The organism is Gryllotalpicola koreensis, assembly GCF_039538185.1.
Classification (GTDB): domain Bacteria; phylum Actinomycetota; class Actinomycetes; order Actinomycetales; family Microbacteriaceae; genus Gryllotalpicola; species Gryllotalpicola koreensis.
On record NZ_BAABBW010000007.1, the window covers coordinates 64,904 to 75,716 of the forward strand.

Sequence of the window (10,813 nt, forward strand, 5' to 3'; positions counted from 1 at the left end):
TGTTACGGCGGCAGACTCACAACTTCACGCGGCGTAACGCGGAAGGCGCATCGAGTACGGAGTCGTCGCCCCATCAGCCGTCGGATGAGTGCAGCGACTCCGTACTCACGGTGAGGCAGGCGCGAGACTCACGCCTCGACGAGCCGCGCGAAGGTGAACACGGTGTGGGGGTGCTCGCCCTCGAAGACGACGTCGCGCTCGGGAATCCGCTCGAATCCCAGGCTGCGATAGAGCGCATGCGCGCCCACCATGTTCTCGCCGCTGTTGAGCGCGACGGCGCGCAGCCCACGCTCGCGCGCCAGGTCGATCGTGTGCGTCGTGAGCCGGGCGCCGATGCCGCGTCGCCGCGCGGCGGGCGCGACCGCGAGCAGGCGGAAGTAGAGCTCGTCGGCGAGCGCCCTGCCGCGCGACTCGGGCACGCCGTGACGCAGCGTCGATGTCGTTCCGAGCAGCTCGCCGGTTGCCTGCTCGGCGGCGACCCAGATCTCGTAGTCGGCCGCGCGCAGTTCGGGGTGCCTCAGCGTATGCCCGTAGTCGTCGCCGATCTCGTAATCGGCGGCGTAGGCCGCATAGCTGAGCTCGCCGATGACGGCGTACTCGTCGGGCCGGGCGAGCCGCACCTCGACGCTGCTCATGCGTGGACCTCACGTCGCAGCAGGCGGCCGAGGTAGCGCGCGATCGCGCGCGGCCCCGAGTTCGGCGCGACGGCCTCCACGCCCGCGTTGTAGTTGGTGTTGGTGTTCACGTCGTACGTCACGACGCGCCCGTCGGCGGTCTCGATGAACTCGATTCCGGCGATCTCGATGCCGTTGGCACGCGTGAAGGCCAGATACCGCTCGATGATCGGATGCCGGAACCCGTCGCGCAGCGAGAAGAGCTGGTCCCCCGGCTGGGGTGCGATGGTCGCGCCCGGCGGGGTGATGAGCTTCCCGGTCGCGGGGTCGACGGCGCAGGCATCCGCCGGGCAGAGCTGGAAGCCGCCGCGCGCCGTGTCCGCGCGGATCGCGTAGACGAGTTCGCCGCCCACGATCTCGACGCGCGTGATGAACGGCTCGGCGGGCTGCACGTACTCCTGCACGAGGGTGATGCCGTCCTGCGGCTCCTCGAGCTGCCCCGCGGCGAGCGCGGCCTCGAGCTCGTCGGCCGCGTCGAAGCGCGCGACCGACAGCCCTTTCCCGCCCTGGTTGTGCTTGACGACGAACGGCCCGGGGCTCTGCCGCTCGAAGGCGCGCGCGACGTCGAGCAGGTGCGGCGTGCCGATCGCGGCGACCGTGCGCGGCACCTCGATGCCCGCGCGCCTGAGCGCCGCGAGCTGCGCGACCTTGCTCACCTCGAGCTCGAGCACCGCGCGGCCGTTGACGGTGCGCCGCCCGTTCGCCTCGAGCCACGCGAGCACCGCCCGGGCATATTCCTTCGAGAGAATATGCCCGCGGGTGTGGCTCGACGCGCTGATGCGCGACCAGAACACGCCGCCTGGCGGCACCGCGAGCGGGTCGAGCTCGCCGTCGACGAGCAGCCACTCGACGAGCGGCACGCCCTCGGCCGCGAACGCGTCGCGGAAGACGCCGAACCACTCGGGGTTCTCGTGGATGGCATAGACGGCGGGGCCGTCGGCGAGCGACAGGGTGGGGCTCATGCGAAGTACTCCTCGACGTCGAGAACGCCGCCTTCTGCATCGAAGTCGGCGCGGGCGGCCTCGCGCAGCGCGGCGTCGGCGAGGAAGTCGAGGGCCGTCAGGGCGAGGCCGTATGCGGCATCCGTCGCCGCTCGATCGCCTGCTTCTGACCGCGCCCAGCTCGCGAACTCGGCGGTGTGCAGTGCGATCTCGGGCGGGCTGACCTTGATCACGGGGTGGATGCCCGGCACACGCACGCTCACGTTCCCGAAATCGGTGGAGGCGGCGAGCTCGGTGGGCACGACAGCGCTCGTGAGCGCCTTGCGGCCCCGCGCCGCCTGATGCACCGCCCACCGCTCGGACAGCGGCCGGTTGAACCGCACCGGCAGCGTGCCGGGCTTCGGGTCCCAGTACAGCGTCACACCCGTGCCGGTCGCGAGCGCGGCGCCGTGGGCAATGTCGTCGAGGCGGCGGCTCAGCTCCTTCAGAGTGTCCGCCGCGTGCGAGCGCACGTAGAACTCGAGCACCGCGCGCCGCGGGATCACGCTGGGGCGCTCACCGCCCTCGGTGACGATGCCGTGCACGCGGTCGCTCGGCGGCAGGTGCTGGCGCAGCAGCCCGACCGCCTGATAGGCGAGCGTCGCCGCGTCGAGCGCGTTCCGCCCGAGGAATGGAGACGCCGAAGCGTGCGCGGGCACGCCCTCGAACTCCATGCGCAGAATGCGCCGCCCGATGAACGCGTGGTCGATCGCGTCGTAGCCGAAGCCGTGCGCCATGACCGCGGCGTCCAGTCGATCGAACGCGCCGTGGCGGGCCATGAGCTCCTTGCCGCTGTTGCCCTCCTCGGCGGGCGTGCCGAGCAGCACGACGCGGCCCGGCAGCCGGTCGCCGAGGCGCGCGAGCGCCGCGAAGGCGCCGACCGCCGACGCCGCGATCAGGTTGTGCCCGCAGCCGTGCCCGATGCCGGGCAGCGCGTCGTATTCGGCGAGGATCGCGACGGTCGCGCTGCTGCTGCCGCTTTCGGGCGCAGGACCGACGGATGCCTCGACCGCGGTCTCGAGCCCATAGACGCCGGTCGTCGCCCGCGCCCCGGAGAGTCGCTCGACCGCCTCGGCCACCGCGGCCGCGCTGCGCACCTCTTGGAACGCCTCCTCGGGCGTCTCGAAGATGCGGTGCGAGAGGGCGACGATCTCAGGCGCCAGGGCGTCGACGTCGGCGCCGACCTCTGCCGCGAGCTCTGCCGGGGCGCCGGCGAAGGGCGAGGTGACGTAGTCCGCGGCATCCGCACGCCTCTCGGTGCGTGCCTGCAGGGCGTCGGCGTACGAGCGGTCAGGAGTCTCCGGCTGGGAGAGATCGCGGCTCGACATGCCTGCCACGCTACGTGGCCGGGGGCCGCCGCGCGCGGCGATGTTGCCGCATGTGACCATGGCCGGCCGCGCGCCCGGTTCTCTGCCCGGCCCCTGCGACACTGGCTTCATGAACCAAGCCGCGAGCGCCGAGCAGACCGTCCGCATCGAGCGCGTCGAGTGGGATGATCCGCGAGCTGCCGCCCTGCGCGCCGAGATGGATGCCGAGATCGCCCCGCGCTACGCGTATCTGAACGACGCGCTCACCCCCGAACAGCTGGCGGTGCGGGCCGAGGCCTTCGTGCTCGACCCGGCGACGCTGCGCGGCGTCTACCTCGCCCTCGACGCCGACGGCACGCCGCTGGGCCACGCGGCGCTGCGTCGGCTCGAGGCCGGCGGCGCCGTCGAATGGGAGCTCAAGCGCCTCGTCACGGTGACTGCGGCCCGTGGGCGCGGGGTCGGCAGCCTGCTGATCGAGGCGGTCGAGACGGATGCCGCGGCAGCAGGCGCCTCGCGCGTCGTGCTGCAGACCGGCGTCAAGCAACCCGAGGCGATCGCTCTCTACGAGAGGCTCGGTTACCAGCCGATCGCCGCCTACCCGCCCTACGCCGGGCGCGTGCCGGAGGGCGTGTACTACGCGAAGGAGCTTGGCTGACAAGGTTGGGATTCGTACAACAGTTCGATTATTGTAACAATTTTGGAGCATTTTTCCCCTTAACTATCGAAACTATGATACACTCGTTTCACGTTGATCGGGGGGTCGCATGGCAGAGGCGGAGCAGGAAGGGTGCGCGGCGTTCGCACGCCTGACCGCGATACTGCCGACCAGCCCCCAGCTGCTGACCGACGACCAGCTCGTCGAGTACGCGGGCGTGGTCGAGGCCGCGGGCCGCTTCCTTGACGGCTTGAGGCTCGGCGTCGCGCGCGAGTTCGACCGTCGCTCCGATGAGACCCTCGGCGAGGATTCGCTCGCGCGGAAGCTCGGGGCGAGGAAGCCCTGGGGCGCTCTGGAGACGGTGACGCGGACCTCGGCCGGTGAGGCCAGGGCGCGGGTGATCGAGGCCTCGAACCTCGCGAAACTGCCGGTGTTCGAGCAGGCCGTCGCCGACGGGGTGCTGGGTCGTGCGCAGGCGGAGGTGATCTGCGCGCCGATACTGAAGGCCGTCTCCGTGGCTGACCCGGTTGCGGTTGAGATCGCCTGCACCGAGCTCGTGAACCTCTCTGCGGCGCTGCCCGCCTCCGCTGTGGCCGAGGCCGCGAGGGTGTGGGCGGCGGTGCTCGACCCCGACGGCATCCAGCCGCAGGAGAAGGCCGCCGTCGAGAAGCGCTTCCTCACCCTCGGCCGCGCCCGCAACGGACTGGTCAAGCTCACCGGACTGCTGCCGGTGGAGCAGGCCGCCGCAATCCGCGCTGTGCTGGACGCGTACGTGAACCCCCGGGCAGGGTCATCGGTGGCCTTCTCCCCGACGGGTCCGGCCGCAGACGGCATCGACCCGGACGGCTCGAAACCGGCACTGACGGCCACTCTCGAGGAACCGCCGGTGGACAGCCGTAGCGCGAAGCAGAAGCGGGCTGACGTGCTCCACGCCGTGTTCGCCGCCGCGGCCCGGGCACCGGAGACCCCGACCATGGGCGGGGCGCACCCGAGCATTCTCGTCACCGTCCCGAAGGACGTACTCGAAAGCGGGCGGGGCGCCGCGTGGATCGACGGGGAAGCCGATCCGATCAGCAGCACAGCCGCTCAGCGGATCGCCGACAGCGGCGGCTACCAGGAAGTCGAGCTCTCACCGACCGGCGAGGTGCTGAATCTCGGCCGCACCGAGCGCTGCTTCACCCCCGCGCAACGACGAGCGCTCGCCGCCCGCGACAAGGGGTGCGTGATCCCCAACTGCGACGTCCCCGCCCGATGGACCGAAGCACACCACCTGAAAGCCTGGCGCGACGGCGGCCCGACCGATGTGATCAACGCCGCCTTGCTCTGCTGGTGGCATCACTTCATCATCGACGACGGCCCGTACCAACTCCGCATGGGCGACGACGGCGTCCCCGAAGTCAGATGGGTGTTCGGTTCCCACGCATCACCGTGGGTGAAGGCCGTGCACCGACCCGCACCCGAACTCACCCGGGCAGCCTGAGGTTCCTGGAAGAAGTCTGTCTTCCGCGCGAATCAACCGGTGCCGCCGTGCACAAACGGGCGTAGACCGGAGCACATGAACCAGATCGTGCACCATCACCACACGCTGGACGCGGCGGAAGGCCCAGACCTCGACGACGAGCTGGTCGAGGGCGCAGGCATCGCCGCCGAGGACAGCGAGGACGACACCCCGATCACCGGCACCGACGCCGTCGCAAATCCCGACGCCGAGGATCCGTTCGACTAGAACCCGATCGCGCCCGCGCTCAGGCGGCGAGGTGCGACTGCAGCAGCCAGCGGTCCTTGACGAGGCCGCGCTCGACGCCGATGACGATGTCCTGGCTGTTCAGGTCGACCTCGTCGAGGCCCTCGACGGCCGCGCGCACGGTCACGAGTGCGGCGTCGATCTGGGCGACGACCTGCGAGACCGTGTCCTTCCAGTCCTGGAAACCGTCCTTCAGCTCGGGCAGGGTGGTCTTCGCGGCGACCGTCGCCAAGCGGGAATCCACGGGAAGTCCTAGAGCGACGATGCGCTCGGCCGAGTCATCCGCGAACTCCTGGGCATGCGCGACCAGCTGGTCGAGCAGCTCGTGGATCGCGATGAAATCGGCGCCGCGTACGTTCCAGTGCGCATGCTTGCCGTTCACGACAAGCGCCTCCATGTCGAGGACGACCGGGGCGAGGAACTGCGCCACCCCGGCGGCGAGCTCGGGCGTCGTGGCGCCGACTGCCTGTGCGGAAAGGGGCGTCTCGGTGGACATCTGGTCTCCTTCGTTCGACTTCGTTCAGCTCAGATGGTGCGTCAGATCAGGCAGTGCGTTCAGCCCGGTGAGCCGGGGCTGCAGCACGTCGTAGAGGGCGGCGATGTGGGCGCTGCCTGCGCAGCCGATCCACATGATGACGGGCTGATCGGATGCCGCGAGCTCACCGTTCTCGCCGAAGGCGGTACCCGGCATCCACTCCCCCAACCACCCGGCGATCGCGCCGGCGAGCGCCTCGCCGTGCGCGGCGAAGGCGAGCGGCCGGACGGCGCTGGTGCGCATGACCCGCGGCAGCCAAGTCACCGTGACGCGGCTCGGGGCGTCGAGGGGCACGATGTCGCGCTCGTCGAGGATCTCGATGTACACCTGGCCGTACGCGTCGTCGGGGAGCAGCGCGAGCACATGCTGGATCGCCGACAGGTCGGCGAGGTCACCCGCGATGAAGACGCGGTCCTGCGTGTGCTTGCGGTGACGGGAAGCCATGTACATGAGCATAGGTTAGGCAACCCTTACTGTGAAGGGGCTTATCCGTGGCGCCCCGGTGTCACAGCTCGACGACGACCTTGCCATGCACGTGTCGCCCGGCCTGGAGCTCGACCGCCGCCCGGAACTGCTCGACCGGGAAGCTCGCCGCGATGGGCACGCGGAGCCGGCCCTCCGCGGCCAGGCGCGCGATCTCCTCGATGGCGCCGGGGGCGGCGTTGGCGCCGTTCGCGGGGGTGATGCCGTGGAGCTGCGCGGCGATGGTGGTGATGCGCCCATCGGGCACGCCGAGCTCGCGGGCCGCCAGTGCCGTGTCCGTCGCGTACAGATCGATGGCGGCGGTGATGCCGTCGGGGGCGAGGGCACGCACCCGGTCGACGACGCCGTCGCCGTAGACGACCGGCTCGGCGCCGAGCGCGCGCAGGGCCTCCGCCGATGACGCCGAGCCCGCTCCGATGACCCGCGCGCCGGCGAGGCGGGCGAGCTGGACGGCGAATACGCCGACTCCGCCCGCGGCCCCGCCGATGAGCACTGTGTCCCCAGGCCCTGGGTCGACGACCGCCAGGGCGGCCGCTGCGGTGCTGCCGGCGATGGTCAGCACGGCAGCGGTGCGATCGTCGACACCGTCGGGCGTGTGGTGAGCCTGGCCGCCCGCGGCGATGGTCCCCGTCGTGTCGATGAGCACATAGTCGGCCACCGCGCGGGACATGGCTCCGCCGAACACCCGGTCTCCGAGCGCGAAGCCGGTCACGCCGTCGCCGAGCTGGTCCACGACGCCCGCGTAGTCGGTGCCGAAGCCAACAGGCAGGCTCAGACCGAAACGCGCGGCGGTGGCGGCGTCCGAGGTCATGTACCAGTCCATCGGATTCAAGCCCGCCGCAGCGACTCGAACCCGGATCTGCCCTGGGCCGGCCTGCGGCGCGGGAACCTCACGCAGTTCCAGGTTCTCGCGTCCGAATGACTCGGCGAACTGGACCGCCCGTGCGGTCTCTGACGTGGTGACGCGCGCCTCCGACATCCCTCGCTCCTCTTCTCCATCGGCGATCTCCGGAGCAGAAGTGGACTACGCTCCGTTTACGAAGGGAACCGTAACACAATCGGAGCGTGATCCGTTTTGCCGGAACCAGAGACCCGCGAATTGCGCGCGGACGCGACGCGCAATCGCAAGCAGCTCCTCGAGGTGGCGACGCGCGTGTTCGTCTCGGCCGAGAGCGAGCCGTCGATGCGCGCGATCGCCCGCGAGGCCGGCGTCGGCATCGCCACCCTGTACCGCCACTTCCCCACCCGAGAGTCGCTCGTCGACGCGGTATATCAGGATCAGGTCGCCCGGCTCACCACCGGCGCCCACGAGCTGCTCGCCGAGCTTCCGCCCACGGCGGCGCTGCGGCGCTGGATGGACCTGTTCGGCGACTGGATCGCGACCAAGAACGGAATGCTCCACACGCTGCTCGCGATGATCGAGGCCGGCGAGATCGCTCACGCCCAGACCCGCGCCGAGCTGCTCGCGGCGATCGAAGCGCTGCTCGCGGCCGGGCGTGAAACAGGCGAGCTTCGAACGGATGCCTCAGCCGAGGACATCGCCGCAGGCCTCATCGGCGTCTTCACCGTGGCGCACCCCTCCGACCCCGGCCGGGCCGCCCGGCTGCTGGACCTCATGATCGACGGGCTGCGATACATCCCCTGAGCCGGCGCCGTCGGCCTCAGGCATCCATTCGCTCGCTCCTCCGGCGATCCCCCGGAAGCACAGCTCGCGTTCCGATCAGCGCCGTGACCGCTGTGGCCGAGATGAGCATGGCCAGGATCCCCGCGCTCGTGACAAGCGCCGCCACCTCTCCGCCTCCGCCGCCGATGAAGCTCGCGACGACGACGATCACGACACTTCCCCCGTATGAGACGCAGGCGTAGGCGGAGGCGCGCGCACCCTGCGAAGCCGGGTCGAGTCCGACACTGACGAGGCGCAGCCCGATACGGTAGCCGCCGCCCTGAGCACCGCCGAGAGCCGCGCAGCCGATGAGCACCAGCGGCAGCGCGCCGGCCAGGATCCCGATGGTGAGCATCGGCAGGCCGACGGCGGTCAGCGCGATCGCCGCCCACACCGTCCACCGGGACCTCGTGAACATGAGCGCGAACTGCCCGATGCTCGCGGCGACGAGCAGGACGAGCGTGCCGACGCTCGCGAGCAGCAGAGACGCGCTTCCGAGGTTGTGCGTGATCGCGCTCGGGACGAATGCGATCACCAGGCTCGCGGTGCCCCACGCGGAAAGGCCGGCGAGGAAGCCCAGGGCGAGGCGCAGCGACGACCCGGGCGGGTGCGGTTCGAGCGACGCCTGCGGTGCCCCGGCAGCGGGTCCGGCGTCCCGGGCGCGCGCGAGCGCGCGCACTCCCGCGGTCGCGAGGAGGATGAGCATGACGGCGGTCGCGGCGGCGTGGATGACATATCCCAGCGTGAGCCCGCCGCTGAGCTCAGCCGCGACCGCTCCGAGAAGAGTGCCCACGACCGCCCCGACCACGTTCCCCGTCGCGGTCACGGTGCGCCCGCGCTCGCCGATCAGCGTGACCGCCGCGGCCGCGGCCGAGCCGGTCCCCAGCCCGACGGCGACGCCCATCAGCGCGCGCCCGGCGAGGAGGGCGGGCAAGGAGCCCACCAGCAGAGCACCGTCACCGCAGATCGCCACGAACGCGGCGATCACCAGGTTCAGCACGGGCCGGCGCTGCAGCACCGGCCGCGACATCACGATCAGAGTGACGACGAGCGCGGCGAGGTAGATGCTGAACACGATCGCGAGCCCCACGGCTCCGAGCCCGAGCCGGCGGTCGTATTCCGGCAGGAGGGCGTTCGGCACATTCTGGCCCGCGACGACGAGGGTGAAGGCGAGCGAGGGGATCGCCGTCGCCGCCCGGGCAGCGCGGCTCATCGCGGGACCGGCGAGCCCGCTCGCCGCGCTGTCACTCTGCATCGTCGGTGAGCGCGTCGATCAGCCGGATCAGGCTCTCACGACATTCCTCGAGCTGCGAGATCTCGACGTATTCGTCGGCGATGTGCGCCTCCGAGATGTTGCCGGGACCGCAGACCACCGCAGGGATGCCGGCGGCGCAGAGCAGTCCCGCCTCTGTGCCGAAGGCGACATGCGGGCTCGACTCTGCGTCGATCGCGTCCTCGAGCCACGGCGGCAGCGCCGCCGGCTGCAGGCCCGGAACGTGGGCGGACACCTCGTGGGCCAGCCGCGCCCCCGGGTGGTGCTCGCTCAGCCGCGCGTTGACGGCGGCGACGTGGCCCTCGACGGCATCGAGCACCTGCCGCACGTGCTCGGGTCGCACGGTCCGTAGCTCCCAGCTGAGCTCGCAATCCGCGGCGACGATGTTCGTCGCGATGCCGCCCGCGATCGTGCCGACGTTGATGGTCGAGAACGGCACGGCGAAGCCGGGCTCGGGCTCGGCCCGGAGCTCGCGCGCGAGCCGCTCGAGGAGCTGGACGAAATCGGATGCCACGCCGATCGCGTTCACGCCGGCATCCGGGTCGGACGAGTGGCCGGCGATGCCGGAGACGCGGAGCCTGCCGACGGTTCCGGATTTGTGGGCGCGCACGAGGCGCATCCCGGTCGGCTCGCCGACGAGGCACAGCTCGATCGGGCGGTCCTCCGCCGCGAGCACCGGCACCAGCTGCGCCGCGCCTCGGCACCAGAGCTCCTCGTCGTAGGACAGCACGACGCGAACCGGCTCCCGCAGTCGCATCGTGGCGAGACGCGGAAGCAGCGAGAGGGCGCAGGCGAGGAATCCCTTCATGTCCGCCGTGCCACGGCCGTAGACGCGCCCGTCGGCGAACCGCGCCTCGTAGGGATCGCTCGCCCAGGGCTGCCCTGTCGTCGGCACCGTGTCGGTGTGACCCCACAGCACCGCGCCGCCCGTGCGGCGCCCGTGGACGTCGGGGGCGGTGATGATGAGATTCGCCTTCTGCCCCGCCGGGCTCGGCTGCACCGTGGTGGCGAGGCCGAGCGGGTCGCACAGGCCGCGCGCGAAGTCGATGAGCTCGAGGTTCGAGCCGGAGCTGGTCGTGTCGATGCCGATGAGCTCGGCCAGGAGGGCGGTGACCTCGTCGGCTGCGGCGCTCACCGTGCCCGGCCGCCTGTCACCGCGATGGCCTGGACCTCGACGAGCACACCGGGCACCGCGAACCCCGCGACGAGCGTGGTCCGCGCAGGTCGGGCGGCCGCTTCGGGCCACGCCGCGCAGAAGGCGCGGTCCCACGCGGCGAAGTCCCGCGGGTCCGCGAGGAAGGCCTCAAGCCGCAGCACGTCGTCGAGCCCGGCCCCCGCGTCCGCCAGCACCGCGGCGAGCTGCGCCAGCACAACTTGGGCCTGCTGCGCGAAGGCGAGGTCCTCGCCGACGAGCACGGCGGGCGCCACGATGCCCGAGGTGGCGATGACGCCGTCGGCGCTCGTGGCCCCGGGGAACCGGGGCGACTGCCCTGCCACCC

At 71.4% G+C, this 10,813-nt stretch carries 13 protein-coding genes; 4 read left to right on the top strand and 9 right to left on the bottom strand.

Annotated features, from left to right (window positions below; genetic code table 11):
- Positions 1 to 128 precede the first annotated feature (128 nt).
- From ABD708_RS18600 to ABD708_RS18610, 3 genes are read right to left on the bottom strand one after another with little or no spacing between them, the layout of a single operon-like run.
- The gene (locus ABD708_RS18600) at positions 129 to 635 is read right to left on the bottom strand and encodes a GNAT family N-acetyltransferase (RefSeq protein ID WP_344757291.1); all 507 of its coding nucleotides are present in this window, start codon (positions 633 to 635) and stop codon (positions 129 to 131) included.
- Positions 632 to 1,636, bottom strand: coding sequence for an ATP-grasp domain-containing protein (locus ABD708_RS18605; protein ID WP_344757293.1), 1,005 nt, complete (start codon positions 1,634 to 1,636; stop codon positions 632 to 634). The genes ABD708_RS18600 and ABD708_RS18605 overlap by 4 nt, the downstream gene beginning before the upstream one ends.
- Positions 1,633 to 2,982, bottom strand: coding sequence for a M20 family metallopeptidase (locus tag ABD708_RS18610; RefSeq protein WP_344757295.1), 1,350 nt, complete (start codon positions 2,980 to 2,982; stop codon positions 1,633 to 1,635). Before ABD708_RS18610 ends, ABD708_RS18605 begins: the two co-directional genes overlap by 4 nt.
- A gap of 109 nt (positions 2,983 to 3,091) precedes the next feature.
- On the opposite strand from ABD708_RS18610, the gene ABD708_RS18615 reads away from it, so the two are divergent.
- The 3 genes from ABD708_RS18615 to ABD708_RS18625 all read left to right on the top strand — a co-directional run bounded on the left by ABD708_RS18615 (position 3,092) and on the right by ABD708_RS18625 (position 5,342).
- Entirely contained in the window at positions 3,092 to 3,616 is a 525-nt protein-coding gene (locus ABD708_RS18615) for a GNAT family N-acetyltransferase (RefSeq protein WP_344757297.1), read from the top strand.
- A gap of 109 nt (positions 3,617 to 3,725) precedes the next feature.
- On the top strand, positions 3,726 to 5,096 hold the full coding sequence (locus ABD708_RS18620) for an HNH endonuclease signature motif containing protein (RefSeq protein ID WP_344757299.1): 1,371 nt from the start codon (positions 3,726 to 3,728) through the stop codon (positions 5,094 to 5,096).
- Between the two features lie 75 nt (positions 5,097 to 5,171).
- On the top strand, positions 5,172 to 5,342 hold the full coding sequence (locus ABD708_RS18625) for a hypothetical protein (RefSeq protein WP_344757301.1): 171 nt from the start codon (positions 5,172 to 5,174) through the stop codon (positions 5,340 to 5,342).
- Positions 5,343 to 5,361: 19 nt separating this feature from the next.
- Here ABD708_RS18625 and ABD708_RS18630 read toward each other — a convergent pair whose 3' ends face one another.
- The 3 genes from ABD708_RS18630 to ABD708_RS18640 all read right to left on the bottom strand — a co-directional run bounded on the left by ABD708_RS18630 (position 5,362) and on the right by ABD708_RS18640 (position 7,357).
- Positions 5,362 to 5,856, bottom strand: coding sequence for a Dps family protein (locus tag ABD708_RS18630; RefSeq protein ID WP_344757303.1), 495 nt, complete (start codon positions 5,854 to 5,856; stop codon positions 5,362 to 5,364).
- Positions 5,857 to 5,880: 24 nt separating this feature from the next.
- Positions 5,881 to 6,339, bottom strand: a complete 459-nt coding sequence (locus tag ABD708_RS18635; RefSeq protein WP_344757305.1) for an SIP domain-containing protein — start codon at positions 6,337 to 6,339, stop codon at positions 5,881 to 5,883.
- A gap of 61 nt (positions 6,340 to 6,400) precedes the next feature.
- The gene (locus ABD708_RS18640; protein WP_344757307.1) at positions 6,401 to 7,357 is read right to left on the bottom strand and encodes an NADP-dependent oxidoreductase; all 957 of its coding nucleotides are present in this window, start codon (positions 7,355 to 7,357) and stop codon (positions 6,401 to 6,403) included.
- Between the two features lie 96 nt (positions 7,358 to 7,453).
- Here ABD708_RS18640 and ABD708_RS18645 point away from each other — a divergent pair, with 96 nt between their 5' ends.
- On the top strand, positions 7,454 to 8,023 hold the full coding sequence (locus ABD708_RS18645) for a TetR/AcrR family transcriptional regulator (protein WP_344757309.1): 570 nt from the start codon (positions 7,454 to 7,456) through the stop codon (positions 8,021 to 8,023).
- Between the two features lie 16 nt (positions 8,024 to 8,039).
- On the opposite strand, the gene ABD708_RS18650 is transcribed toward ABD708_RS18645, so the two are convergent.
- The 3 genes from ABD708_RS18650 to ABD708_RS18660 are packed head-to-tail and all read right to left on the bottom strand — an operon-like array spanning position 8,040 to position 10,811.
- Positions 8,040 to 9,296, bottom strand: coding sequence for a hypothetical protein (locus ABD708_RS18650; protein ID WP_344757311.1), 1,257 nt, complete (start codon positions 9,294 to 9,296; stop codon positions 8,040 to 8,042).
- Positions 9,286 to 10,449 carry an acetylornithine deacetylase gene (gene argE, locus ABD708_RS18655; protein WP_344757313.1) on the bottom strand — a complete coding sequence of 388 codons (1,164 nt, stop codon included), beginning with the start codon at positions 10,447 to 10,449 and terminating at the stop codon, positions 9,286 to 9,288. The genes ABD708_RS18650 and argE overlap by 11 nt, the downstream gene beginning before the upstream one ends.
- Positions 10,446 to 10,811 carry a RidA family protein gene (locus tag ABD708_RS18660; protein WP_344757315.1) on the bottom strand — a complete coding sequence of 122 codons (366 nt, stop codon included), beginning with the start codon at positions 10,809 to 10,811 and terminating at the stop codon, positions 10,446 to 10,448. The genes argE and ABD708_RS18660 overlap by 4 nt, the downstream gene beginning before the upstream one ends.
- Between the last annotated feature and the right edge of the window lie 2 nt (positions 10,812 to 10,813).

Excerpts from the sequence above, each read along its gene's own strand:
- ABD708_RS18605 (WP_344757293.1), bottom strand. The coding sequence starts at position 1,636 with ATGAGCCCCACCCTGTCGCTCGCCGACGGCCCCGCCGTCTATGCCATC.
- ABD708_RS18610 (WP_344757295.1), bottom strand. The coding sequence starts at position 2,982 with ATGTCGAGCCGCGATCTCTCCCAGCCGGAGACTCCTGACCGCTCGTAC.
- ABD708_RS18600 (WP_344757291.1), bottom strand. The coding sequence starts at position 635 with ATGAGCAGCGTCGAGGTGCGGCTCGCCCGGCCCGACGAGTACGCCGTC.
- ABD708_RS18640 (WP_344757307.1), bottom strand. The coding sequence starts at position 7,357 with ATGTCGGAGGCGCGCGTCACCACGTCAGAGACCGCACGGGCGGTCCAG.
- ABD708_RS18650 (WP_344757311.1), bottom strand. The coding sequence starts at position 9,296 with ATGCAGAGTGACAGCGCGGCGAGCGGGCTCGCCGGTCCCGCGATGAGC.
- ABD708_RS18625 (WP_344757301.1), top strand. The coding sequence starts at position 5,172 with ATGAACCAGATCGTGCACCATCACCACACGCTGGACGCGGCGGAAGGC.
- ABD708_RS18615 (WP_344757297.1), top strand. The coding sequence starts at position 3,092 with ATGAACCAAGCCGCGAGCGCCGAGCAGACCGTCCGCATCGAGCGCGTC.
- ABD708_RS18635 (WP_344757305.1), bottom strand. The coding sequence starts at position 6,339 with ATGGCTTCCCGTCACCGCAAGCACACGCAGGACCGCGTCTTCATCGCG.
- ABD708_RS18620 (WP_344757299.1), top strand. The coding sequence starts at position 3,726 with ATGGCAGAGGCGGAGCAGGAAGGGTGCGCGGCGTTCGCACGCCTGACC.
- ABD708_RS18630 (WP_344757303.1), bottom strand. The coding sequence starts at position 5,856 with ATGTCCACCGAGACGCCCCTTTCCGCACAGGCAGTCGGCGCCACGACG.